Below are 25394 nucleotides of genomic sequence, written 5' to 3' on the forward strand. Positions count from 1 at the left end.
AAGTGGAAATGCGTCCCGGAGCGGAGAGAAAGTATGACCTATGGCAGGAAGAAGGCTTCTTTTGCCCCGGCAGAGCTGCCCGGGCCGCACCGGGGAGATTTGGGCGGGAGGGCTGCTGCGGGGCATCCAAGAAGCATTTCATCTTTGCGGCTGAAAAAATGAAAAATTCCCTCTTGACTTTATGAAAATAAAGCGTATAATGCAATCAACAAACCGATGAGGCGGAAGAGAACCTGCAAGCGCACTTACAGTGAGCCCGAATGGTGAAAACGGGCAGAGAGCGGGGCAGAGTTCGTGGGCCGCCGAGGGCCGGGCAAACAGGGCAGTGCCTTTAGTAGCTTGGGACGGAAGCCTCCGTTACAGGGCAGGGGAGTGTTGGCTCTCCGTTGAGGGGCTCCTGCAGTTTTCCATGGCGGGAAGACGAGCGGAGCAAGCAAGGTGGCACCGCAGATTCGAATTTCTCGACTCTGTCCTTGTGGATGAACACACAGGGACGGGGCCGTTTTTATTTTACCCGTTCCGCAGGTGGAGCGGGTTTTATTTTTTGGGCCGCCCGCTCCGGGAAAGGAGCAACCGCTATGAAAACCATGAACATGATCTCCCGCCGCAGCTTCCTGAAGGCTACCGCCGCAGCCGCTGTCGTATCCGCACTGGGCCTGACCGGCTGCGGCTCCTCCGGCTCTTCTGCCGCAGCATCCAGCACCGCTTCCAGCGCTGCCGGTTCCGCTGCCGCCGCTTCTGAGGCAGGCCAGACCTTTAAGGTGGGCATCGTCAACTATGTGGATCATGCTTCCCTGAACCAGATCGTGGCCTCTGTTGAGAGCCGCCTGGATGAGGTGGGCGCGGAGAAGGGCGTGACCTTCGACTATGCCGATTACTACGCCAACGCCCAGGCTGACCAGTCCAACCTGAACCAGATCGGTGCAGACCTGGTGGCCGACCAGGTAGATGTCATTGTGGCCGTGGCCACCCCCACCGCCGCCACCATGCTGGCCGCTGTGGAGGACACCGACATCCCTGTGGTCTACTCTGCCGTCACCGATCCTGTTTCTGCCGGGTTTGACGGGGAGGAGGGCATCACCGGCACCTCCGATGCTCTGAACACCGAGGCCATTATGAACCTCATCACTGCCATCAACCCCGACATCGACACCATCGGCCTGCTGTACGACCTGAGCCAGGATGCCTCCACCCAGGCCATCGCCGATGCCAAGGCGTTCTGCGACAGCAAGGGCATCAAGTACATTGAAAAGAACGGCACCACCACCGCTGAGGTGCAGATGGCTGCCGAGGCCCTTGTGGCCGCCGGTGTCAAGGCAGTGTTCACTCCCACCGACAACACCGTGATGACCGCAGAGCTGTCCATCTACGAGACCTTTACCGATGCAGGCGTGATGCACTTCACTGGTGCCGACAGCTTTGCACTGAACGGTGCCTTTGTGGGCTACGGCGTGGATTACGTCCAGCTGGGCGAGGCCACCGCCGATATGGTAGTGGAGCTGCTCTGCGGCGGCAAGACCCCCGCAGACCTGCCCTACCAGACCTTCGATAACGGCATCGTCACCATCAACACCGAGAGCTGTGAGGCACTGGGCCTTGACCTCGACACCGTCAAGGAAGCCTTCAAGCCCTATTGCACCGAAATTGTGGTAGTGACCACGCAGGAGAATTTCTAAAAAGGAGTACATCAACCATGCTGGCGAGTATCTTTTCGCTCAACGTGATCCAGACGGCGCTGGAGCTGGGCTGCATTTACGGTCTGGTGGCGCTGGCGCTGTTTCTGAGCTATTCGATCCTGAACATTGCCGACCTGTCCACCGATGGCTGCTTCACCCTTGGCTGTGCCGTGGCCTGCCAGGTGGCGCTGACAGGCCACCCCATCCTGGCCCTGTTCGCGGCCATGGCGGCGGGTGTGTGTTCGGGCTTTGTCACCGCCTTTTTGCAGACACGTCTGGGCGTTGAGAGCATCATGGCAGGCATCATCGTGAACACCGGCCTGTATACCATCAATCTGGCGGTCATGGGCTTTTCGTCCACGATGTCCCTGGTCAAGACCGATACGGTGTTCTCGCTGGCAAAATCCGCACTGGCCTTTACGGGCGGCTGGTATAAGCTGGTCATCGCGGCGGCGGTCATTGTGATCGCCTGTGCCGCTATGGTGGGTTTCCTGGGCACCCGGCTGGGCCTTTCCATCCGCGCCACCGGCGACAATGCCGCCATGGTGCGGGCCTCCAGCATCAACCCGGCCTTCACCATCACAGTGGGCCTGTGCATCTCGGGCGCGCTGACCGCCCTTTCCGGCGGCCTGCTGGCCCAGTATCAGAAGAGCAGCGACATCAACGTGGGCACTGGCATGGTGACCATTGCACTGGCTTCCCTTATCATCGGCGAAACGCTGGTGGGCAAGCGCACCATGGTGCGCCGGGTGCTGGGCGTGGTGTTCGGCAGCTGCCTGTATCGCTTTATCGTGGCCGTGGCCCTGCGCTTCAATGTGCCCGCCGCCGCCATGAAGCTGGTGAGCGCCCTCATCGTGGCTGTGGCCATCTCGATGCCTGCCATCCGGGCAAAGTTTGCCTTTGAGCAGCGCAAGCACAATGCCCGGAAGGAGGTGCACTGAAATGGAAATGCTGGAGCTGAACAACCTGCACAAGACCTTTAACCCCGGCACCGTCAACGAAAAGGTGGCCCTGAACGGTGTGAGCCTGCACATGGAGGCAGGCGACTTTGCCACCATCGTGGGCTCCAACGGCGCGGGCAAATCCACCATGTTCAACGCCATCACCGGCGGTTTCATTGCCGACGAGGGCAGCATCGTACTGGGCGGGCAGGACATTACCTTTGCGCCCGAGTACGAGCGCAGCAAGGTCATCGGCCACCTGTTCCAGGACCCCCTCAAGGGTACGGCTCCCAATATGACCATTGAAGAAAACCTTGCGCTGGCCTATCTCCGGGCAGGAACCGCCCCCCACGCTATCTTCTCCCGCATCTCCCGCAAGGATAAGGAGCTGTTCCGGGAAAAACTTGCCCTGCTGAATATGGGCCTTGAGGACCGGATGAAGCAGCCGGTGGGTCTGCTCTCGGGCGGCCAGCGGCAGGCGCTGACCCTGCTCATGGCCACCCTCGTTACCCCCAAGCTCCTGCTGCTGGACGAGCACACTGCCGCCCTCGACCCTGCCACGGCGGAGAAGGTGCTGGAGCTGACCAAGAGCATTGTGGCCGAGAAAAAGATCACCTGCCTGATGGTCACCCACAACATGCATCAGGCCCTCGAGCTGGGCAACCGCACCCTGATGATGGACGGCGGCCGCATCGTGTTCGATGTCAAGGGCGAGGAGCGCAGTAAGATGACCGTGGACGACCTGCTGGAAAAGTTCCGCGAGAATGCCGGTAAGGCCCTGGACAATGACCGCATCCTGCTGAGCAAGGTGGAAGCGGGCAACTGAAAAGAAACTCAAAATGCCCTGTCTGGACCCGAAACCGTGTCTGACAGGGCATTTTTGATACAACAAGGAGAAAACGAGATGAAAATAACGATCCGTACCCCGCAGATGCAGGATTATGACCGATTTTCTGCTATTATGGATCAGGTGCAGCAGATGCATGTGGATTGGCGGCCGGATGTCTACAAGCCGGCCAGCCCATTGATCACAAAGGAACTGTTTGGCGAACTCCTGAAAGGGGATAGCTGGTATATTGCCGAGACGGACGGCATCGTTGTTGGTGTTCTGGAAGTGTTTAAGCGGCATGTGGAAGGCCCGGCGCAGGTGACAAAGGATGTTTTGTTCGTCAGCACCATGGCGGTGGAGGAGGCGTATCGCGGGAAGGGCATCGGGCACCAGTTCTTTGATAAGGTGAAGCAACTCAAAGCAGAAAAGGGATGCGACACCATTGAACTGCAGGTGAACGCTAAAAATAAAATGGCGTATGAGATGTACCGGAACTATGGCTTTACGGAAAAGTCCATCAATATGGAGCTGAAATAAGCAACAAAAAGAGCAGAGCGCTCCAGCCAGCTGGCCAGACGCTCTGCTCTTTTTAATGCAATATTCTGAAAACGCAGAAATTACTTGACGTACTCAACGGTGTATTCGAAACCATACTCTTCCTGCAGTTTCTTGACGGCAGGCTCGCAGTCCTCGATGAAGCTGGGTGCGTAGACGGAAGCACCATTGTGGTCCTTCTTGTAGTCCTCCACGATCTGCTGCAGCTTTGCCCAGCCCTCGTTGGCCTTGGCGTTGTCAACAGTGTCGGGGAAGTTGATGATGAATTCACGGTGCTGCGGAATACGAGCTTTCATAAGTGATATCTCCTTAATTGACAATTTGTAGTTTGTTACTTGATTTATACAGAAGCATAATGCTTTTGTAGATAACGGATAGGCCCTGCCCTCTGTGCATGGCTGCTAACGGTTTCAGACGGAGAGATTATACACCTGGCAGGCATTCTCCACCGTCTGCCGGAACACCTGCTCCGGTTCCTCACCCTTGATGCTGGCGATATACTCGCCCACATAGCGGATGAGGGAGCTGTCGCAGCGGGTGCCGCGGACAGGTTCCGGGGCCATATAGGGGCAGTCGGTTTCCAGGACGATGCGTTCCAGCGGCAGGGCGGCAATGGCCTTGGCGGCCCGCTTGGCCCCCTTGAAGGTGCAGGCCCCGCCAAAGCCAATGTAGAGCCCCTGCTCTGCCAGCCAGAGCGCGTCATCGGCGCTGCCGGAATAGCAGTGGACGATGCCCTTGGGCCGGTACTTTTTCAGCAGGGCGTAGACATCGGCGTGGGCGCTGCGGTCGTGCACGATGATGGGCTTGTCCAGTTCCAGCGCCAGCCGGATCTCGGCCTCAAACAGCGCCAGCTGGGCATCCTTGGGCACGGGCCAGTGGTAATCCAGTCCGCACTCCCCAACAGCCACCACCTTGGGGTCCTCGTAATAGGGGGCAAGGGCACGCATCTCTGCGGCCCAATCGCCGCCGTATACCGAAACAGTAGGGGCGGGGCCTTCCTCACCGCAATCCTCCGGGGCCAGCAGGCTCTCCGGATGGATGCCGACGGCGGCGTACACCCAGGGATATTTGTGGGCCAGCTCCAGCACCTTGGGCGCATCGCCCGAATGGGTGGCCTGCTCGCACACGCCCACCACCCCTTTGCCGGGCAGGCTGTCCAGCAGGGCAAAGCGGTCCGCGTCAAAGGCGCGGGCGCTGTAATGGGCGTGGGTGTCAAAGATGGGGTATTCCATATTACCGGGCACGCTCCTTTTTGGCGGGGGCCTTGTTTACCAGCCAGATGCCGATGCAGACCAGCACCAGCGCCCCCAGATACTGCCACCGGAACAGCGGCTCCCCATTGATGAGGGCACTGAGCAGGACATTCACCACCGGGTTCACGAACCCGAAGATGGCGATCCGGCTGACGGGGTTGTTCTTCATCAGCAGGGCCCAGACGATGTAGCCCGCGCCGCAGATGAAGGCCAGCGCCAGCAGGTCCAGCACGCTGAGCACAGACCAGTGTTCCAGCCGTCCGCCCAGAACAGCGCCCAGCAGGAACAGGGCCGCACCGCCCACGAACAGGTTCACAAAGCAGACGGCAAAGCTGTCTGCCCGGCGGGTGACGGATTTGTTCCAGGGGCCTGCCAGCGTGAAAAGGACGGTAGCAATGAGCATGTAGGCTACACCCCGGGCGCTGCCGCCGCCGTGGTTGCCCAATGTGGCGATGAGAACGCCCGCAAAGCCGATGCCGCAGCCCAGCGCCTTGGCTGGGGTCATGCGGTCAGCCCTGCCGTAAAGGAAGTGGGCGAAGATGACCCCCAGAAAGCTCTGGGTGCTGTTCAGGATGCCGCCAAAGGCACCGGTGAGCAGGGCAACAGCACTGTAGAAAAAGGCATACTGCGCTGTGGTCTGCCACAGGCCCAATGCACAGCATTCGGCCAGGATCTTCCCTTTGGGCATGGCGGGGAGCCTGCCCTCCAGCAGCAGGCTGCCGCCCAGTACCAGCACACTGCCCAGCATGAACCGCACCCCTGCAAAGCAGAGAATGGAGGCCGTGTCAGCGGTGTCGATGGCAAAGAGCCGGTAGCCCAGCTTGATGAAAGGAAAGGCCGAACCCCACATGGCGTTGCAAAGGATGGCAATGATAACGGCAAAGACCGGTGTGCCGAAAAGCCGGTCCAGCTTTTCGGCGCGGCTCAGCTGTGTCTCCATGGCTCAGTGGATGCGGCTGCCAACGGGGGTGTTGTCGCCGTAGAAGGCGATGGAGCAGCCGCCGTCAGCGGTGTCGGCAGCAAAGATCATGCCCTCGCTGACATACTTGCCCTTCAGCATGGGGCGGGGGGCCAGATTGCAGACGATGCCGATCTTCTTGCCGATCAGATCCTCCGGCTTGAACCACTTGGCAATGCCGGACAGGATGCAGCGCTCACGCTCACCGTCAAACACGGTCAGGTGGAGCAGCTTCTTGCTCTCCTTCAGGTTCTCGCAGGCACGCACCTCGGCCACGCGCAGCTCCACCTTGCAGAAGGTGTCAAAGTCGATCTCTTCCTCGTGGGTAAAATCAACGGTGCTCTCCTCAGCGGCGGGAGCGGCAGCAGCCTTTTCGGCTTCGGCCTTGGCCTTGTTGGCAGCTTCGGCAGCGGCCTTGCGCTTCTCGTCCTCTTCCTTCAGGTGGGCAATCTCCTTGGCCACGTCAATGCGGGGGAACAGGGCATCGCCCTTGTGGACGGTGTAGGTCTCCTGCACGCCGTAAGCAGCCTTGCTCAGGTCGATGTCGGCAGTGGACAGGCCCAGCTGATCCATCATCTTGGGAGCGGTGGAGGGCAGGTAAGCGTTTAGCAGGATGCCTGCTACACGCAGTGCCTCGCACAGGTGGTAGAGCACGCTCTCCAGACGGGCCTTGTTGGCCTCATCCTTGGCCAGAGCCCAGGGAGCGGTCTCATCGATATACTTGTTGGCACGCTGGATCACGGCAAAGATCTCCATCAGGGCCTGGGGGATGGTCAGGTTGTCCATGTCGGCAGTGACCTTGCCCAGCAGCTCATTGACCATGGTCTCCAGCTCCGTGTCGATGGCCTCGGTGCCAGCGGCCTTGTGGACCGTGCCGCCGAAGTACTTCTCGCACATGGCAACGGTGCGGCTGAGCAGGTTGCCCAGGTCGTTGGCCAGGTCGCTGTTGATGCGGTTGATCAGGGCCTCGTTGGTGAACATGCCGTCATTGCCAAAGGGAATCTCACGCAGCAGAAAGTAGCGGATGGAGTCCACGCCGTAGCGGTCGCACAAGACCACAGGGTCCACAACGTTGCCCACGGACTTGGACATCTTGCCGCCGTTCATCAGCAGCCAGCCGTGGCCAAACACGCGCTTGGGCAGCGGCAGATCCAGAGCCATGAGCATGGCGGGCCACAGGATGGTGTGGAAGCGCAGGATCTCCTTGCCCACCATGTGCAGGTCAGCAGGCCAGAACTTGTTGTAATCGTGGTAGGTCTCGTTGCCGTAACCCAGCGCGGAGATATAGTTGCTCAGCGCATCGACCCAGACATACATGGTGTGCTTGGGGTCAAAGGGAACGGGGATGCCCCACTTGACAGAGGTGCGGGAAACACAGGTGTCCTGCAGGCCCTGCTTGATAAAGGCGATCATCTCGTTCTTCCGGCTCTCGGGCTGGATGAACTGGGGATTCTCCTCGTAGTACTTCAGCAGGCGGTCGGCATACTTGCCGGTCTTGAAGAAGTAGGCCTCCTCGTGGGCATCATAGACCTCGCGGCCGCAGTCGGGGCACTTGCCGTCCACCAGCTGGCTGTCGGTCCAGAAGCTCTCGCAGGGCTTGCAGTAGTGGCCGATGTACTCGCCCTTGTAGATATCGCCCTGCTCATACAGCTGGGTGAAGATCTTCTGGCAGGTCTCCACATGGTAGTCATCGGTGGTGCGGATGAAGCGGTCATAGCTGACATCCAGCAGCTTCCACAGATCCTTGACGGTGGCAACGATCCGGTCAACGTACTCCTTGGGGGTCACGCCTGCATCGGCGGCCTTGTCCTGGATCTTCTGGCCATGCTCATCGGTGCCGGTCAGGAACATGACTTCCTTGCCCTGCATCCGCTTGAAGCGGGCCAGCGCGTCGCAGGCCACGGTGGTGTAACTGTGGCCGATGTGCAGCTTGTCGCTGGGGTAGTAGATGGGGGTCGTGATGTAGAATGTGTTGTGTTCGCTCATGGGGGATGATTCTTCCTTTCTGTTGTGGCTGTGTCACAAAAAAGCTCCCGTCCTGCCGGAATGCACCGGACAAGGACGGGAGCTGAACTTCCGTGGTACCACCTTGCTTTGCCGCGCCCTTGCAGGCATGGCCTTGCGTGCCGGGGTAAAACCGGCCTCCGCGCGGTAACGGGCGCACCCGGCGGGGGCTTGGCGGCGCGCCGCTTCACCCCCACAGCTCAGAGGCCATCTTCCACCCCGTGCTCACCTGCCCGGTTCCATCCTTCGGGCTTTCTGTCAGGCGCAGGCGGGGCGTACTCTCCTCGTCAAGGCTGTTCGCTTTCTGCCAAAGGGGCACACGACCCCCTTGTTCCTATTATAATACGCAAAAACGGCGGGTTTGTCAACTCTCCTGGTAAAGTGTTCTGCAAAATGGCATTTGACTCGGTTTGTGTATATAAACGAGATAGTTATTAACAAAAAGATACGGTCAGGAATTGCTATCCTATTCTGTGTTTACATGGATTTACACGAAAGCGGCTGCCAATTTTAGCAGAGAGCCGGAAACAGAGTCCAAAAGGTGCTCTAGGGGCTTTATTAGCTGGAAATTAGCTGAGCTAAATGAAAAGTGGCCGCTCTATTGTACAACGCTCACCTTTCATTAGCTGGAAGGCGCGTGGCTGTTCATAGGCACCAGAAGAACACCAGTTGCAAAAAGCAGCTGAAGCCTGTTTCTGGATTTATGATACCATGTCGGAATCGCAGTTGGAATAGGAACATGGCCAGAACACGATATGAAAGGATTCTGACCTATGTGGTGGGAAGTACTTCATCTTGTAAAAAAAACGGTTTTATGGTATTCTTACCTTAGATAAGGAACAGAAAGCAGGTGAACCGATGGCAGAAGTCGAAACGCAAAACAACCTTGATTTTGAGCGCAAGCATGAGGAAGATTTGCGGCGTATCCGTGATTTTCGGCTCATGGATGATAACTTTATGAGCAAGGTCTTTGAGGATAAGCCATGTGCGGAATTCCTGCTCCGGATCATCCTGAATCGGGATGATTTAAAGGTTAAAGAAGTCCATGGGCAGCATGACCTGAACAATATACAGGGGCGTTCCGTGCGGCTTGACATTCTGGCAGTGGATCATGAAAATCGTGCCTACAATGTCGAGGTTCAGCGCAGTGACAGTGGAGCAGTCGCAAAGAGGGCGAGATATAACAGCAGCCTGCTGGATGCCAATCTCACCCGAAAGGGCGATGCGTATGACGCACTGAACGAGACCTATGTAATCTTTATCACAGAGAACGATGTGCTTCGGGGTGGACTTCCTATTTATCATATCAATCGCATCATTGAGGAAATGGGGAAATCTTTCGGAGATGAAGCACATATTATCTATGTAAACTCTCAGATCAAGGACGACACCGCATTGGGAAAGTTGATGCACGACTTTACCTGTACGAACCCGGATGACATGAACTATCCTGTTCTGGCACAGCGGGTGCGTTATTTCAAAGAAGATACGAAGGGAGTGGCAACGATGTGCAGAGCATTTGAAGAAGTGAGAGAAGAAACAAAGCATGAGCAGTCGATTGAAATTGCAAAATCTTTGCTAGAATTTGGGAAAATGACCTATGAAGAAATTGCTCGGTCGGTTCAGCTTCCTGTTGAAGAAGTAAAGGCACTGGATACAAAGAAACCCGCCTGATTTTAATTCAGCCAAGATATTCTTAAAAACAAACAGCGGCAGTTTTCCAAATCGGAAAGCTGTCGCTGTTTATGTATGTATAGGGGCTTATAAGTTCTTTGCAAGATTTTTGATGAGTTCGGCCATAGAGGGGTCAGCCAGCAGTTTAGCAAGAGCTGCTGCCGCATCTGTATCGACTGGACTGGCTTTGGGAGTGGATTGCTCTGCGCGAGGGAGGGCTTCAGGCTCTGCACCATGATGCTGATAGAAGAAATCGTCGAATCGTTGTGCGTTCAAACGCCGATCATCATCCAGAATGTGTGCGTACTGCTCGGTGACCATCGAAGCCTGTGCATGACCGGAATCGCCCTGCACGGCTTTGATATCGCCGCCGTTCAGCTTGAGCTTGTATGTAATGCTGGAGTGTCGGAAGCTGTGGAAAACCACTTTGGGGAGATCGTTTTCCTCAATCAGCTGCTTCAATGCACCGTTAATGGTGGATTGTTCGGTCGGCATTCCCAGCGGGCCGGCAACCACGAGATTATAGTCTGCATACTCTGCACCCAGTGCGTCCTTTGTCATGTCCTGCTCGGCTTTATAGTGGACAAGCATTTCAGCAACTGTTTTGGGGAGAAAAATGGTTCGGATACTGCTGTCTGTTTTAGGGCTTTTCAGAACCTGGACCGTGGTGCAGCGGGAACTCAGCGAGGGAAAACGAGTGATGACATTTTTATTTTCCAAGGCGTTCAGCGAAGCAATATCTACACGCTGCAATTCCTTATTTATGTAAATGGAGGCTCGCCCGGCTTCAATGCTTTCGGGGGAGATATCCACACAATCCCATGTCAGACCGAGCAATTCCCCTAAGCGCAGGGAACAAGAGAAGGAGAGGTTGATGCAAAGCCGGAGCCGTGGATCATCACAGACTTCTAAGGCATGGAACAGGGTCTCGGCAGTCCAGATATCACGCTTCTTTGCAGTGTATTTGGGCAAGGTGGCATAAATACAGGGATTCTTTTCCATAAGTTCCCACTTTACAGCCTGCTCAAAGGCACTTCTCAAAATTTTGTGAACCGAACGAACCGTGCCGGGAGAAACGTATTGATGCTGACGCTTTCCACACATAGGGTCAACGGCTTCGTATTTAAGCAGCCGCTGATAATATCCCTCAATTACGCGGGTGGTGAGATCTTGCAGCTTCATTGAGCCGATAAGCGGTTCTATGTAGTTTGAAATCAGTGCAGTGTTTGATTGATAGGTTGAAAGTGCCCATTTGGTTCTTCCGTACAGGGTGACGTATTCTTTAAGCAGGTCTTTTAGAGTTCGGCACTGGGGTGCCACAAAGGTACCGACGGATTCTTTGTATTCGACCTCTTTCTTACGGTTTTTGGCATCTGCAAGGTCGGTAAAGGTTTCCCATTTCTGCTTTAGCGTTCCATTAGTGTGTTTGTAGGTATAGACAACGCAGTATCGGTTATTGCGTTTGACAATGCTAGCCATTATACATCCTCCTCTACTTTACGTTTGGACTTCAGAACTTCATCGAAAGCATCTTTTTGGATGCGTTTTACCCTTCCCAACTTCATCGTTGGAATTCCTTCTTTGAGAACCCACGAGTCAAGTGTTGGGCGGCTGATTCCGTAAAAAGCCTGAATTTCCTGAAAACTGTAGTATTTCCCATTCTTGGGACATTGCAGTTTTAGCGGCGGCTCCTCATGCGTTTCTTTTTTCGGTTTTTGAAGTTGGTATGTAGATTGGCTTTTAAGCCATGCCTTAAAACTTTTTTTGGTAATGCGCGGCCTGTCGGCCACGCGCTCAATGACGAAACAATCTCGGTATTTTTTGCAATCAAGAATCCCATAAACATTCTTGCGTGGGATACCGAGTAGTTTTGCCATTTCCGGGATGGAGATGGTTTGCGCTTCAATCTCCCGGTCACGCTCACGGTCGGCTGCTGTGCGGTAGCGACTTTGTGATCGGTACCACCGCTCAAAGTCCTCTTTGGGAATTCTCATACAGAAGTCTGCCGTTTCTGTTTTCAACTTGCCCTGTCGGATGAGTGTATAGATCGTTTCGGGTTTCACCTTCAATATCTCGGCGGCGTCAGGAACGGAATAGGACCGTTTGCAAAGTTCCTCGCCCGGTGGCGAACCATTGACCTTATGATATTTGACCTGATTGGCATACCATTTCTCAAAGCTGGAAATAACGATACGCCTTTTGTCGTTTATCAGAATGACTTCAAAGAGATTCTTATGAAGCAGCCAATAGCTGTCTGTTTTGCCAAGGCCGAGAAGCTGCCGCATCTCACGAACCGACATGGTGGTTTTGGTAGTGGCAGGTTCAGCTTTTCCGTATAAGGGAGCCGAAGTATTCCGCATATCATCCATGAAAGACACCTCTCTATCTATGTAAAAGTTTAGCCGGGATTTCTCATCCCGGCTAAAGAATAGCAGATTTCGCGTGAAATGTTGAGGATGTCAAACAGCAGGATTGCGTTCAACAGTGCCATCATTGAGCCATGCTTCAAAGCTGGCTTTGGAAATACGGTAAGCGCCGCTTACCTTGAACCAGCGGAATTCGTTCTGCTTCAGTAGACGGTAGACAGTGGGACGGCTCAGGAGCAGCATTTCCATCAGGTCTTCTACGGTATAGCAGCGGCTGTCCTTTGCTGTGGAAACAGGGGAGGAAACCGAGTTGGGCGAAGGTTCTTCATGGATAATCATTGGATAATACCTCGTTAAATATACTTAAAGTTAAAACTTGAGCGGCAATGCAGCCCGGCGGCTGCCACCATTATAAATAGTATAGACCTGCTGAAGGTACTTCGTCTTGCCGGGAAGGCTTACGCCTGCGGTTCGTGCAAGGCGAAAAATCGTGAATGCATCGACCTGCCGCAGTTTGGCAATCAGACGGCTTTTACTGTATTCGGAGTGGTACAGTTCTACAAAGCGGCAGATGCCGAGCAGATTTGCAGAACTCATGGAATCAGGTTCTCCGTCCCACGCATTCAGCAAAACATCAAGGGATTCGATATACAGTTCAGGACCAAGCCGGATGAATTCGTGATAGGCGGTTGCGATGCAGCTGATCCACTGCTTGCCCCGGCCTTCTTCAAAAGAAAGATGAACGCCAGCCAATTCGGTGGCCTGCTGGAATGCAACGGCAGCAGGCTCCCCTGCAAAAATCAGGGCACGGAGCTTCTGTCCTGCACTCAGCCGTTCCGAAATGCCTGTCTGCTGTGCAAACAGGAGGGCTTCTTCTCGTTCTGTCATACCAAAATAAACCTTGCAGCGAATCTGCAAATCTTCGCCGCCGTTCAGAAATTTCCGTGCAGCGATGGTGTTCTGTCCGTCCATCACATAGTAGTGACCATCCCGGAAGCTGATCTTCGGCTCATTGGCAACCCGCTCGTCAAATTCTTTTGCGATGCGGGCAACACGAGCGGGGTGAAGAGCACGCTGATAAGTGTCGCGCGGCACGATCAGTTGCCGCATTTCATATTTGGACAGGTGCCCAAGGTAGCTTAACACTCTGGATTTATCTGCGGGGCGCGGACTTTCGCAAATCGCCATAGATGGCGCACTCAAAAAGCGATTGTGCAGAATAAAATGCGTCGGCATATTTCGCTTTTTGATCTGTGTTGTCAGCGGAACGACCAGAAGAACATTGGAATAAAAATTACCGTCATCGTTCTGGACAACAATGGCAGGTCGGATGCCGCCTTGTTCGGAACCGCTGTAAGGATTCAGATCCATCATGTAGACATCCCCGCGCTTGTACATCCAGTTTGCGGGCATAGGCGGATACTTTTTCTCTTTTTTGCCTCGTGTTGCCAATTTGGATTTCTCCTTTCTATCCGTATATGTAACAGTGGGCTGCTCGCACAGCCCACCCTACTATCTCAAACAGCAAAAATGCTGTGATTTATAGTTCTATACCTTTCCGTATTTGTCCCCGACATCCCCGGAAAACGAAAACTCAGTTTTCGTGTGGGAAATCTTTCAGCCGTCCGGCAGCGTACCGAATCCATAGGGTTCTCACCTCTCCGTGGTTCTCACCGAGCTGCCCGAAGGCAGAAGTATCATTATTCTGTGATGGCTCTTAGCTATGGAGAAGCTGTCATCCATTTACCGTCAACCTACCGCTCATTCCCTCAGTGGGAGATCATCGCATTTGTTACGGACGTGGCTCATCATCACAGGAACGTGACTGAAGAATGCGTGTTCAATTTTCAAGGGGCGGGATAGCTTGAGGGCTGCTTTGAACGCTTTCCGAAGCTATGGCTGTATTGTAACCGATGCGGAACGAAATGAACAGGAACTCAGAGTTCACAATTTTTGAGGAAAATAGGAAGTATCGTTCCTGTTTCTCGATGAGCCGTCAAAAATATATTTCTTGACTTTATGTAAGAAATGAAGTATTATACTCGTAAGAAACTAACTTACGAGTATATAAATTCGATAAATACACTTTGGGGAGGGAACAAAATGAGCCGATTTTACTGCCGCGATGAGGAACTTCGGAAGTTAAACAAACGATATGAGAATGGAAAGTTTGAATGCGTTGTCATTTACGGCAGACGCCGTGTTGGAAAAACTGCGCTGATCAATGAATTCTGCAAGGATAAACCGACCATTTTCTTCTCTGCCTTGAATACGACCGGAAAAGAAAATCTGGAAGCCTTGTCCAAGGCAATCATGAGTTTTGAACGACCCAATGCAGAATCATCTCCGGAATTTACAACCTACGATGCAGCATTGGACGAACTGACAGCTCTCTCCAAGGAGCAGCGGATCGTATTTGTAATTGATGAGTATCCTTATCTTGCAAAGGCTAAACCCGCTATTTCCGCAATGCTTCAGCACATCATCGACCATAAATGGACAGAGTCCCAAATGTACCTGATCCTGTGTGGCTCGTCCATGAGTTTTATGGAAAGTCAGGTTTTGGGCAAAGAAAGCCCTCTGTATGGGCGCAGAACAGCGCAATTCAAGATCATGCCGCTGGATTATAGGGAAACTGCGGTATTCCATCCGAATCTGTCTGAGGAAGATAACGCCCTGATTTATGGCATCACAGGCGGCGTTCCGCATTATATCAACAAATTGGATGTTCGGGACAGCGTAGATGAAGCACTGATGGAAAACTTGTTTGACCGTTCCAGCTACCTCTATGAGGAACCGGCCAACCTGTTAAAGCAGGAGCTGCGTGAGCCTGCAATTTATAATGCAATCATCAAGGCAATTGCAGAGGGGGCTTCTCGCCTGAACGACATCACCACAAAAGTTGGTGAAGAAAACTCTGTGGTGGCGAAGTACCTCAAAACGTTGATAGACCTTGGAATCGTCAAAAAAGAAACGCCGATCACAGAGAAACCGGGCAAAAAAACGATCTATCTTCTGGCGGACAATTTTTTTCGTTTTTGGTACCGTTTTGTGCCGGTCAATGCAAGTGCCATTGATTCGGGGCGGATCGCAAAGACCTACCCCCATGCGGTGAAGCAGTATTTTCCAGACTATATGGGCCTGATTTTTGAGAAGATGTGTCAAGACTATTTGCTCTATTATGCGAATGATCTTCCTATCGAGTTGAGTGAGATCGGGCAGTGGTGGGGAACCGACCCTCAAAAAAAGAAGCAGATCCAGATCGACATTGTCGGAACGCCGGTTGAGGGTAATGACTATATCATTGGCTCCTGCAAATACCGCAATGAAAAAATCGGTTTGGACGAACTGGAACTGATTCGGGAATATGCAGCAGTCTTTGGGAAAGGAACAAACTACCACTACTACATTTTCTCGAAAGGCGGATTTACGGACGGTCTGCTTCAGGCACAGGAACGCGGAGAAGTACAGCTGCTTACCCTTGCCGATATTTTTGAATAACACAAGAAACGCTCTTGCCGGTGTAAAACTGGCAGGAGCGTTTCTTGTTGAAGTGATTATAAAAGACCTTTGATTTTTTCAAGATGATCTATAGCGGCTTGCAGTTCATTTTGAAACTGATTCCTAGAAGGATCTCGACCCAAAAGAAGATAATCCATACTGACATGGAAGTATTCTGCAATATCGATCAGGATTTTTACAGAGCCATTGGAGCTTCCCCTTTCAAGATCGCCCAGGTGGTGATGGGAAACACCAAGTTTTTCAGCAAGTTTTTCCTGCGATAACTTCGCATTTGTACGCAAAGTAAAAATACGGTTACCAATAGCATTCGGATCAAAACTCATGTGTGACCTCCAAATTTTCGATAAAGCGTGAGAAGTCGAAAACTCGGAGTTGCTACGGATATCTAGCCGCTTGGGGCATCCACGAAAAATGGACAAATCATAACCCCGCGTTTTCACGCGGGGTTATGATTGTATAATTCTTAGCCGTTCCGTCATCTTCAACTGTTCCATCATCTGTGATTGCATTGTAATCCGCCATTGCACCTGAACCTTCGATGCTCAGTGTATATGTAGGATTCTCCGCAGCCGTATTGTTTTGTTCCACTTCCCAAGAAACACTTTCCGTCTGATCTTCTGCACCGCAAGGGCCGCTTGTTGCTGCATTTTGTGCCAGCACAGCCAAGGCAGACGTATTCCCCACCGTTTCCGCAAACGCCGTGACCGCCGAAGCAGGCACCATGGAGACGGCCATACAGCCCGCCACCAGCAAACTTACTACACGTTTTGGTTTCATAAACTTTTTCCTCCCTTATGAAGTATCCCAAACGCTTTTCCCTGCACCCGCCGTAAATGTAAAAAGGCGCCGCACCTGCCCCGAAAGGCTGGTGTGACGCTGTGGTGTACTTATGGGGAAGTGCAGCTGGCTGCCCGGTCTGGGCCCTTTAGCTTTGCGTCGCAGCCTTCCAGCTGGTTTGCCGATTCTTCTGTTTTGTGGGGGTGCTCTTTTGCATTTTATTATACCCCCCTTATATAAAAATCAAGGGGTTTTCCATGAGTTTGTCATTTGTAACAAATGCAGTCTATTTTTTAGTGCGATTTGACGGGGGGGTGGGGGGTGACCCTCTCAGTTAAAGACTTTGGCTGAGAGGGTTAGGCCATTACTAAGAAAACGCCGCCGCACAGGTCGCAATTCTGTGCAGCGGCGTTCCTATGGAGGATGATAAAGTATCACTTGGAAATGGCGCAGTTATTCGTACAGGGCATCAAAGTTGGTCAGTTCCACCTCATGCTCATCCAGCCAGCGACGAACCTGCGGGTCACACAGGGTCGCCAGATCACGGCAGCGGGGCAGGGTCAGGGAAGTATTGTCCAGAAGGTACTGATCCAGATAACCCGGATGGAAATGCAGGATATTGTACTCGTAGGGAGAGCTCAGGATGCCGAAGCGGTCTTCCAGCCAGTCCTCCGGGCGGCTGCCCCGGTTCAGAATCTCCATTGCGTTGCTGTTGCCCAAACTGAACAGCTCGCAGGCCGGTTTCATCGGCAGTTCTTCGGCCAGCGTATCGCCCATGTTATGGATGCCCAGCTTCTTTCCGATATCCCGGAACGCCTGCTCCATGGGCCTTGTCATGGCGCTGTGGCCCTCAAAATGCCGGGGATAATGTCCCACAAGTTCTTTGTGCCGGTCCAGCTGGGCCATGGTCTCGGTATACAGGTCCTCATAGCTGGGGTAAACTTCGCCCTTGCATTTGGCATCATTGGGATTCTCGCTCTTCCACAGATAGCTGCGGTAGAACATTCCCTCTTCGTTTACCAGCGTGGGCACCTTTTCCGGGGCGCTGACGGGGCGGTACTGCACAAAATTGGTGTGCTGGACCAGCGGCACCTCCGGGCACTCGCTCTGCCAGAGTTTCACCGCATGGGGGACGGCGGCCATGTTGCTCATCAGCGAGAGGGTGCAGACCACGCCCTCCTTATAGGCTTTGATGACACCATAGTTGTATGCCTCACTGAAGCCGAAATCATCGGCTACTACGATCAACTTCTTGCTCATAGCTGTTTCCTTTGTCCTTATCGGTTCAGATAATCCGCATTGAAGATCTTGCCCTCGGTGCTGCGGTCATAGACCTTCCGGCCCTCGGCGTAGGTGACCTGTGCCTGATAATCGTCGCTGATGACCACCAGATCTGCGTCCTTGCCCACTTCAATGGTACCCTTGCGGTCGGCAAAACCATACTTGATGCAGGGATTGAGGCAGGCCATCTTCAGGCAGGTCTCCAGCGGGATGCCAACATTGTTCACCAGATTTCTGATGTCGAACAGCACCGGCTGGCTGGAACCGCACAGGCGGCCGGTATCGGTCAGAACAAAGCCCTCCGGGGTCACATTCAGGGCCATCCCCTCAAAGATGCCCTCATACTTGCCCACCGGTGCACCGGACAGAGCCGTACAGTCACTGACCATCATGAATTTGTCGGTGCTCTTGACCTTGAAGTAGATGCCCAGCATCTCATCGCAGATGTGCAGGCCGTCGCAGATCACCTCACAGGTAACGTTTTCATTGGTCAGGGCTGCTCCCAGACCGCCGATGTCCCGGTGATGCATATCGGTCATGACGTTGCCGGTATGGGTCGCCACACTGATGCCCTTGGCATAGGCGGCCATGGCCTGCTTATAGTTGTTGTCACTGTGGGCGGCTGCCACTGTGATGCCCTGCGAGAGGAAATACTCGATGATGGGGTCCATCCCGGGGATCTCCGGTGCCAGTGCCACAAGACGCAGCCACCCGCCGCCGGCTTCCACCATGGCATGTGCCGTCTCCATACTTACCTCCGGCCAGCCGGTACGGATGCCTTTTTCACCGGTGCGGTTCAGCCAGGGGCCTTCGCTGTGGATACCCAGAATGGTTGCACCGTCCTGATCACCCTCTTTTGCCACCTCTGCCACCGCACGGATGGAATCCGGGTCGCACACCGTCGGGAAGATGTTCACGGTGCCCTGACTTGCCAGCCCCTTCAGATAACCTTTCACGGATGCGATCTGCTTTTCATGGGGGGCATTCTTATTCATGATATCATAACCGCAGGTGCCGTGGTTATGAGTATCAAAAATGCCGGGGATAATCCGCTGGTCGCCGTATTCAATGGCTTCGGGGTCGGTCGTGTTTTCTGCAAAGGCAGTGATCTTGCCGCCTTCCACAGTCAGCACACCTGCCTTGGGGCCTTCCGGCGTATAAATGCGGTTGGAATGCAGTTTCATAATTCAGTTCTCCTTCTTATTTGCTTCCTGTTTTGCAAAATCGGCCAACGCCCGTTCCATCCGCTCCATCCGGGGCAGATCCAGTACATGGTCCTGTGCACAGCAGGTATTCTCCACAACAAATTCGCCTTTTTCCACTCGTCCACAGCTGAGCATCATCCCTCTGGGAAAGAGCGCCAGCAGATTCCGCTGCCGCTGTTCCTCCGGGTAGTTCCGGTCATAGACCTTATCCTCCGGCAACAAACTGCACAGCTGTTCCGCCGCCTCTTTCCGGTACTCGCCGTGCGCCAGCGCCACTGCCGGGCCGCTGGTCAGATTGTCCAGCAGCAGAACAGTTGCCGCAGTTGGCATCTCCTGCGCCAGAAGCCGGAAGCCGTCATAGTTATCCACTGCATGGTCACAGAAGGCAAAAGCGATGTTCTCCTCACCGCTCAGGTCCTCCGCCAGCTTTACGGCAGTGGCGACCGCACCGGAACAGCGGCTGAAGTTGCAGGGGCTTGCATGGGGCAGCAGCAGCCAGACACCTACCCCTGCCAGCAGCAGTGCCGCCAGCGTCCGGGGCAGCATGGCACCGGTTCCCCGTCCGGACCAGAACATCAGGCAGGCCGCTCCGAAACAGAGCAGTTCCAGCACGCATTGCAGTGCAAGGTCTCTCCCCCGCTGCTGAACATTTTTGTCCGGATGGAACGGATAGTATTTCTGGGGCCGCAGCGCCTTTGCCGGCGTATCAAAGGGGACCGCAATGACGACCTTTGCATTTGCCAGATCCCCGGCAATCAGGTTTTCGATCTTGGAAAACCGTCCTTCCCTCTGTTGAACCCGCACCGGCCAGCCCAGCGGCGGTAGGCTCTCGTTGAGCTGCTGGGCAAAAAGATATTTCTGCTTTGCAGTGCGCCGTTTGCCCAGGGTGACACCATACAGCATCATCAGGTCTTGCAATGTCATATCCGTTCTCCTTCTACAAAAAAGTCCGGCAGGAAGCGTTTTACTCCTGCCGGACTGCGGACCCCTTGCAGGATCAGGCGATCTGATTTTTTTAGAAGATTCCAAGGAATGCGCCCAGCAGACCAAAGATCAGCAGACCGATGATCAGCTGTGTGGGGCGGTTGCCCTTCTTGATTCGCCACATCATGAACAGCACCAGAGCCAAGCTCAGAATGCCCGGATAGATGGCATTAAACAGCTCGGAGACCACGATGGAGGTCTCGCCGATGTTCAGCGTCCAGTTCAGGGGGAAGCCCACGGTGGTTGCCGTCATGGCACCGACCATCATCAGGCCGAGGATGGATGCACAGCGGGTCGCAACGCTCATCAGGCCGCTGTTAAAGACGGTGTTGATGAAGCTTGTGCCCAGTGTGTAGCCCAGTTTCAGCAGGACCCATTTGAGCAGGGACTGCGAAATGCCATACAGCAGGATGAAGATGAAGGTGCCGAGGATGTTGCCCTGCGAGCACAGACCGATTGCAATACCGGCACCGATGACACGCAGGCAGTTGAAGAAGATGGAGTCGAACATACCGGCGGTGGGGCCCATCAGGGAAGCCTTGATGGCATCAATGGTCTCGCCGGGAACTTTACCGTCGTGGCAGTCCTTTTCCAGTGCGTAGCACAGACCTGCGATAAAGTTGAATGCGACTGCATGGGTATTGAAGAAGGACTGATGGCGGGCATAAGCGGCCTTCTTGCCTTCGATATCGTCGCCATAGATACTCTCCACGGCGGGGGCCATGGTCATGGTGAAACCATTGGCTTCCATCTTGGTCATGTTGAAGTTTGCAAAGACCAGATGGCTGTTCCAGAACATCTTTTTGAGGATCTTATTTTCCTCTGCGCTGACAACTTTCTTTTCCATCAGAAGAAATCCTCCTCACTGTTGGCAGGGGCAGCAGCACCCGCAGCGGGGGCAGCAGCCACAGCGTTCTTTGCATCAATGATGCGCTTGTCAATGAAGAACAGGGTCAGGGCGATGGCTGCACCGATGACGGCGATACCAAGGCTGCTCAGGCCCAGGCTCTTGGCGCAGATAAAGCCGACAAAGTAGAACACAGCGATATCGGTGGACCAGATCATGGACAGCAGGATGCCGAAACCGACGGCGGTCATCATGGTACCGGCAGCGGCCAGACCTGTCATGACCCATGCGGGGCAGGCAGCCAGACCAGCCTGCAGACCCTCGATGCCAAAGGCAACGCCCAAGAAGATGATTGCCGCACCGGGCAGGCAGGCGATGAAGTTGACGACCATGGAGATGGCACGGAACTTGTTGGGCTTGCACTCAGAAGCCAGTCTCTCCCAGTAGGGAGCCAGGCCGGCCCACAGAGGCATCAGCATGGTGTTGATGGTAGACATCACGGTACCGATGGTCAGGGACAGAGCCAGACCGGTTTCCATGGCACCGTCGCCGCCCACCACGATGGTATACGCCACAGCGATGATGGAGCCGGACAGGCAGTCGGACGGAATCGAGCCGCCCACAGCAGAGATGCCCATGAAGATTGCTTCCAGCGAAGCACCCATGATGATGCCGGTCTGGAAGTCGCCCAGAAGCAGGCCGACCAGCGGTGCCACCACGATGGGGCGGTTCAGGCACTGCCAGGACAGGGTGTACGGGTCAAGCCAGTTGATGACCGCATACACGACTGCACAGATGATTGCAGCGGTAATTGACATAGCGATTTTTCCTCCTTGTACTTTTTTCTATTTTCAGGCAGAGCACCACGCTCAGCCCAGTACCTTGGAAAGTTCCTGCGGAACATCATCGGGGATGGTCTGCACATTGCAAGGGATCCCGGTTGCCATGACCTGCCGCAGAACCTCGACTTCGTCCTCGTAGGCATACAGATTCTTGGTATAGGTCTTGCGGGCTTCCGTTCCGTGCTTGGGAGCAATGCGGCCATAATTGCCCACATTGATCTGCGGGATATCCTTGACTTCCTTGGCCACACGCAGCAGATTTTCCGGCGTGCTGACGATCAGCAGGATCTTCAGACCGGCTGCACGGGGATCGTTGCAGAGCGAGACCGCCTTATCCACCGTCACGATCGCCGTCTTGCAGGTGGCCGGTGCAGCCATCATCAGGGATTTCTGCATGATATCGCTGGCAGCCGCCGTATCATCTGCCACCACGATGCGGTCAACGCCTAGCGTGCGGCTCCACTTGGTGGCGACCTGGCCATGAATCATGCGCTCATCCAAACGTACCCATTTGATCATAAGTTTTCCATCCTTTCTTTTTATCAGAAGAAGTCGTCGCTGCCTGCCGGTGCCGTGTCCGCAGGAACTTCCGGTTCCACACGGCGCAGATACTCGCGGCTTTCTTCAATGATCTCATCCAGCCGTTCGTCGCTGAGGGTATCCTCGCTCAGAACATTCATCATGAAGCTCATGTTCACACCGCTCACCAGCCGGGTGTTTGGGCGGTCCAGGTAGGTGAACATGGCCTGATTCACGCTGCCGCCGTAAAGGTCGCTGCACAGCAGCACTTCGTCCTCCGGACCGACAGTCTCATAGAACGCATCCAGATGATCCTGCACGCAGCTCTCATCCAGATAGGCATCAAATACGGTCAAATTCTCGCACTCTCCCATCAGGATCTTCAGCGAGCTTTGCATTCCGCTGGCCATTGAGCCATGGGACGAGAGAAAGATTTTCAGCATAACAGGCATCCTCTTTTCGACTACAAGCTAATTATTTTCCTTCGATGTTCACATTTTATCTCTATTTTGCACAGAGTTCAACGCTTTTTGATTTATAGAATAAGTTCAAGTCGTTTTGATTTCATTTTATAAGTTCAAAATGGAGCACAGTTGAACACCCTGTTCAAAACTGTGCGCCATGATTTGGTGATTTTACATAGTCTGCAACGAGCGCCGAAGCCATTCCGCCGCCATCCGGGGCGGGTCTTCCGCAAAGGCTTCCAGTTCTTCCGGATACCGCACAAAAGAGTACAGCAGTGTATTCAGCGCTTTCATCTTCTGCCAGTCGTGAAGTCCGCCGCCGACATACAGCAGTGCCCGGATCTTCCGTTCTCCCCAGAGTGCCCGTTTTTCCAGCGGGTAAAATTCCAGTCGGATCTTTTCTCCTTCTGCGCCCTGTTCCTCCTGAAAGACCACCACGACTTCGCCGCACTGGTACGTCCAGCATTTTTCCCGGATGATCCACCGATTCAGAAGCGCCTGCCGTTCAGCTTCGTCCCTGCCATGTACCCCCGCCAGATACTGGAAGAACTGCTCCGGCGTGTAATACTGGAAGTTTCGGATTACACGATAATTCTCCGGCGGCGGAAGCTGCTGCCGATACTGGTATGCTTCCACCAGCAGGGTGTTGTAAACACGGTCAAAGTCCCGTTCGTTCCGGATCAACAGCAACAGTTCCACCGGGTAATCATACCGGTAGCCGGGCTTTATTCCCTCTTCCTGTTCTGCGCCATTTCCCAGCAGCACTCCGTCGCATTCTGCCGGGTCGATGCGGCGCAGCTCGTACAGGTTCATCGGCGTGATCTCTTCGATCAGTTCGGGGTAACGCTCTTTCAGGCCCTCTGTCTGGATCCGGGCATACTCGGTTCCCAGAAAATGGGTGGAGCACAGACGGAGCGGCCGGATGGGATACCGGATCTCGTGCAGCAGGCTGAAGAAATAGCAGCTCAGCATTGCCAGCAGAAACCGGTTTGCCCGGAACGGATAAACCGTCTGGATAAATTCAATCACCCGGCGGCTCAGTTCCGCACAGAGCGGGCAATCCAGAAATTGCAGTTCATAAACATAGTCATACTGCATTGTGCCGTCCGTTCCATAGAAATGTTGTGCGATCAGATTGAATAGGATCTGCTGCAGCAGATCCCTTGCCATTGGCAAGGGCGCAAAATCCAGTCCGGTCTCCTGCTTCAGGTAGACCAGCACCCGGTCCCGCAAGCATCCCGCCTGCCCTGCAAAGCCGGGATGCAGGCTGAACGGGTCCCGCTTCAGGTTCACATCCAGCATACTGAACAGCAGAATGCCCAGAAACGCCACCTCATCCTGGGGCATGGCATAGCCCCCGTATTGTTCCTCCAGTGTGTGGTAAATGGACTGTGCCAGCGGATAGAACATCGTTCCGGAGATGCTTTCCAGCCATGGGTCCGGCAGCCGGATCTCATGGCCGTTCTGCACCCGGTTCCGTGCAATGATCAGGTAGACCGCCACACGCTGGGTCGCACTGTCTCGCAGGGAGACCGGGCTTTCCCGCAGGATCTTCAGAAATGTATGCCGGATATCCTGCCGCTCTTCGTATCCGCAGCTGAGCCAGGATGCACTGTCCGGGTCACTGCAATCCAGCGTTTCCTTGTGGAAATGCACGCCGGAGACTTCGGTCAGTGCCAGCCTGCGCTTGTACTCTTCTCCTTCCACCCGCATTCCGGTGCCGGGGCGTGAGACGATCCGCAGGCCAAAGCTCTCACACAGGCGGGTCGCCATGCTCAGCGGCTCCCGCAATGCCGAAGCCGAGAGAAAAAGCTGATCGGCCAGCTGTTCCTTCTTAATGCCGGTTTCCGTGGAGATGATGCGCCGGGACAGATACCGCACCCGGCTTTCCCGGTCGGCGTTCAGCATACTGCCCGGCATCTGCCGGATGCTGGTCACAGCCGAAAAAGTATCGTACGCTTCCGGGTCCAGAACTTCCACATAGTAACCCTTATGCCGCCGGGAAACCAGCCGGGCACCATTCTCATTCAGGATCTGCGCCACCTGCGGCATCTCATTCTTGATGGTGTGCGCACTGACACCGATCCGCTCCGCCAGTTCCTGCGAAGTCATCGTCTGTTCGGGGGCATTGCTCAACTGGGTCACGATCTGCAAGGCTCTGCTGGACATAAAACCGCTCCTTTTCCCAATCATTCGTGCCTTTATTGTAGTAAAACACTGCCCGAAATGCAAGCCGGAAACCAGAAATGCCGCTCCGAGCTTTTCAGCCCAGAGCGGCATTTCCGGTTTTGGGATATAATTAGAAAATAGCTTGATTGTTAGCATCCTCACCCTCTCCGTCATTGCTTGCTACACAAAAATTATTTGTGCTGACTGCGGCTCTTTTGCATGACACGCTGTTCTTGGATTTTGTGTATGAAGATAGATAGGAGGAGAACACATAATAAACCTGAGGAATTGAGCAGCGTTGTGAATGCAGCATTCGGGCTGCGTTGAACTACACCAAAAATTTCGCGATTTCGTGGGTTTACCTATGGGTTTACTGAGAGAGGGAAGCCCGAAAACCTGCATGAATACTGGACTTTTCGGATCAAGGTCAGGTGAGTACAGCCTCAAAGCCGCTCGTCGCGCACCTCAGTTCAGCAAGCGATAATCTACAGCTTAAAAATGCTAAAAAAGCCCAGAAATACGCCATTT

At 54.2% G+C, this 25394-nt stretch carries 25 protein-coding genes and 1 riboswitch; of the genes, 6 read left to right on the forward strand and 19 right to left on the reverse strand.

Annotated elements, in window-relative coordinates; translation table 11 throughout:
* Positions 1 to 578 precede the first annotated feature (578 nt).
* The 4 genes from GXM22_RS04080 (at position 579) to GXM22_RS04095 (ending at position 3983) form a co-directional block, all read left to right on the forward strand.
* Positions 579 to 1676, forward strand: a complete 1098-nt coding sequence (locus GXM22_RS04080; RefSeq protein WP_035394134.1) for an ABC transporter substrate-binding protein — start codon at positions 579 to 581, stop codon at positions 1674 to 1676.
* A gap of 17 nt (positions 1677 to 1693) precedes the next feature.
* Positions 1694 to 2617 (forward strand): ABC transporter permease, encoded by a 924-nt coding sequence (locus GXM22_RS04085; protein ID WP_005932996.1) that lies wholly within the window; start codon positions 1694 to 1696, stop codon positions 2615 to 2617.
* Between the two features lie 7 nt (positions 2618 to 2624).
* Complete coding sequence (locus tag GXM22_RS04090) at positions 2625 to 3443, forward strand: ABC transporter ATP-binding protein (protein ID WP_035394259.1); 819 nt, start codon at positions 2625 to 2627, stop codon at positions 3441 to 3443.
* 78 nt (positions 3444 to 3521) lie between these two features.
* Positions 3522 to 3983 (forward strand): GNAT family N-acetyltransferase, encoded by a 462-nt coding sequence (locus GXM22_RS04095; RefSeq protein ID WP_005932999.1) that lies wholly within the window; start codon positions 3522 to 3524, stop codon positions 3981 to 3983.
* Between the two features lie 80 nt (positions 3984 to 4063).
* Here GXM22_RS04095 and GXM22_RS04100 read toward each other — a convergent pair whose 3' ends face one another.
* The 5 genes from GXM22_RS04100 to GXM22_RS15330 all read right to left on the reverse strand — a co-directional run bounded on the left by GXM22_RS04100 (position 4064) and on the right by GXM22_RS15330 (position 8535).
* Positions 4064 to 4297 carry a hypothetical protein gene (locus GXM22_RS04100; RefSeq protein WP_005933001.1) on the reverse strand — a complete coding sequence of 78 codons (234 nt, stop codon included), beginning with the start codon at positions 4295 to 4297 and terminating at the stop codon, positions 4064 to 4066.
* Between the two features lie 114 nt (positions 4298 to 4411).
* Entirely contained in the window at positions 4412 to 5233 is an 822-nt protein-coding gene (locus GXM22_RS04105) for a TatD family hydrolase (protein ID WP_005933003.1), read from the reverse strand.
* A gap of 1 nt (position 5234) precedes the next feature.
* A complete protein-coding gene (locus GXM22_RS04110) occupies positions 5235 to 6194 on the reverse strand; it encodes a DMT family transporter (RefSeq protein WP_005933005.1) in 960 nt (319 codons plus the stop codon).
* A gap of 3 nt (positions 6195 to 6197) precedes the next feature.
* On the reverse strand, positions 6198 to 8198 hold the full coding sequence (gene metG, locus GXM22_RS04115) for a methionine--tRNA ligase (RefSeq protein WP_005933006.1): 2001 nt from the start codon (positions 8196 to 8198) through the stop codon (positions 6198 to 6200).
* 205 nt (positions 8199 to 8403) lie between these two features.
* Positions 8404 to 8535: a hypothetical protein gene (locus tag GXM22_RS15330; protein ID WP_275539379.1), complete on the reverse strand. Its 132-nt coding sequence runs from the start codon at positions 8533 to 8535 to the stop codon at positions 8404 to 8406.
* Between the two features lie 539 nt (positions 8536 to 9074).
* On the opposite strand from GXM22_RS15330, the gene GXM22_RS04120 reads away from it, so the two are divergent.
* Positions 9075 to 9890 carry an Rpn family recombination-promoting nuclease/putative transposase gene (locus tag GXM22_RS04120; RefSeq protein ID WP_005933011.1) on the forward strand — a complete coding sequence of 272 codons (816 nt, stop codon included), beginning with the start codon at positions 9075 to 9077 and terminating at the stop codon, positions 9888 to 9890.
* An 87-nt stretch (positions 9891 to 9977) separates the two neighbouring features.
* On the opposite strand, the gene GXM22_RS04125 is transcribed toward GXM22_RS04120, so the two are convergent.
* The 4 genes from GXM22_RS04125 to GXM22_RS04140 form a co-directional block, all read right to left on the reverse strand.
* Positions 9978 to 11369: a tyrosine-type recombinase/integrase gene (locus GXM22_RS04125; RefSeq protein ID WP_005933013.1), complete on the reverse strand. Its 1392-nt coding sequence runs from the start codon at positions 11367 to 11369 to the stop codon at positions 9978 to 9980.
* On the reverse strand, positions 11369 to 12259 hold the full coding sequence (locus GXM22_RS04130) for a helix-turn-helix domain-containing protein (RefSeq protein ID WP_005928318.1): 891 nt from the start codon (positions 12257 to 12259) through the stop codon (positions 11369 to 11371). The genes GXM22_RS04125 and GXM22_RS04130 overlap by 1 nt, the downstream gene beginning before the upstream one ends.
* 90 nt (positions 12260 to 12349) lie before the next feature.
* The gene (locus GXM22_RS15335; RefSeq protein ID WP_005933015.1) at positions 12350 to 12595 is read right to left on the reverse strand and encodes a helix-turn-helix domain-containing protein; all 246 of its coding nucleotides are present in this window, start codon (positions 12593 to 12595) and stop codon (positions 12350 to 12352) included.
* 30 nt (positions 12596 to 12625) lie between these two features.
* A complete protein-coding gene (locus GXM22_RS04140) occupies positions 12626 to 13708 on the reverse strand; it encodes a type II toxin-antitoxin system PemK/MazF family toxin (RefSeq protein WP_242651584.1) in 1083 nt (360 codons plus the stop codon).
* A gap of 651 nt (positions 13709 to 14359) precedes the next feature.
* Here GXM22_RS04140 and GXM22_RS04145 point away from each other — a divergent pair.
* Positions 14360 to 15757, forward strand: coding sequence for an ATP-binding protein (locus tag GXM22_RS04145; protein WP_035394138.1), 1398 nt, complete (start codon positions 14360 to 14362; stop codon positions 15755 to 15757).
* Between the two features lie 56 nt (positions 15758 to 15813).
* Here GXM22_RS04145 and GXM22_RS04150 read toward each other — a convergent pair whose 3' ends face one another.
* The 10 genes from GXM22_RS04150 to GXM22_RS04195 form a co-directional block, all read right to left on the reverse strand.
* Positions 15814 to 16101: a helix-turn-helix domain-containing protein gene (locus GXM22_RS04150; protein WP_005933020.1), complete on the reverse strand. Its 288-nt coding sequence runs from the start codon at positions 16099 to 16101 to the stop codon at positions 15814 to 15816.
* Positions 16102 to 16198: 97 nt separating this feature from the next.
* A complete protein-coding gene (locus GXM22_RS04155) occupies positions 16199 to 16555 on the reverse strand; it encodes a hypothetical protein (RefSeq protein ID WP_035394141.1) in 357 nt (118 codons plus the stop codon).
* 118 nt (positions 16556 to 16673) lie between these two features.
* Positions 16674 to 16748: riboswitch (cyclic di-GMP riboswitch) on the reverse strand.
* A 260-nt stretch (positions 16749 to 17008) separates the two neighbouring features.
* On the reverse strand, positions 17009 to 17815 hold the full coding sequence (locus GXM22_RS04160; protein ID WP_005933023.1) for a ChbG/HpnK family deacetylase: 807 nt from the start codon (positions 17813 to 17815) through the stop codon (positions 17009 to 17011).
* Positions 17816 to 17832: 17 nt separating this feature from the next.
* A complete protein-coding gene (locus GXM22_RS04165; RefSeq protein WP_005933024.1) occupies positions 17833 to 19020 on the reverse strand; it encodes an N-acetylglucosamine-6-phosphate deacetylase in 1188 nt (395 codons plus the stop codon).
* Positions 19021 to 19023: 3 nt separating this feature from the next.
* On the reverse strand, positions 19024 to 19965 hold the full coding sequence (locus tag GXM22_RS04170) for a hypothetical protein (protein ID WP_005933025.1): 942 nt from the start codon (positions 19963 to 19965) through the stop codon (positions 19024 to 19026).
* Positions 19966 to 20056: 91 nt separating this feature from the next.
* Positions 20057 to 20872, reverse strand: coding sequence for a PTS system mannose/fructose/sorbose family transporter subunit IID (locus tag GXM22_RS04175; RefSeq protein WP_005933027.1), 816 nt, complete (start codon positions 20870 to 20872; stop codon positions 20057 to 20059).
* On the reverse strand, positions 20872 to 21690 hold the full coding sequence (locus tag GXM22_RS04180) for a PTS mannose/fructose/sorbose/N-acetylgalactosamine transporter subunit IIC (protein ID WP_005933029.1): 819 nt from the start codon (positions 21688 to 21690) through the stop codon (positions 20872 to 20874). The genes GXM22_RS04175 and GXM22_RS04180 overlap by 1 nt, the downstream gene beginning before the upstream one ends.
* 51 nt (positions 21691 to 21741) lie before the next feature.
* Positions 21742 to 22233, reverse strand: coding sequence for a PTS sugar transporter subunit IIB (locus GXM22_RS04185; RefSeq protein ID WP_005933031.1), 492 nt, complete (start codon positions 22231 to 22233; stop codon positions 21742 to 21744).
* A 23-nt stretch (positions 22234 to 22256) separates the two neighbouring features.
* On the reverse strand, positions 22257 to 22676 hold the full coding sequence (locus GXM22_RS04190) for a PTS sugar transporter subunit IIA (RefSeq protein ID WP_099357231.1): 420 nt from the start codon (positions 22674 to 22676) through the stop codon (positions 22257 to 22259).
* A gap of 192 nt (positions 22677 to 22868) precedes the next feature.
* Positions 22869 to 24866, reverse strand: coding sequence for a BglG family transcription antiterminator (locus GXM22_RS04195; RefSeq protein WP_035394143.1), 1998 nt, complete (start codon positions 24864 to 24866; stop codon positions 22869 to 22871).
* Between the last annotated feature and the right edge of the window lie 528 nt (positions 24867 to 25394).

Origin of the sequence: Faecalibacterium duncaniae, assembly GCF_010509575.1 — a bacterium.
Taxonomy (GTDB): Bacteria; Bacillota; Clostridia; order Oscillospirales; family Ruminococcaceae; genus Faecalibacterium; species Faecalibacterium duncaniae.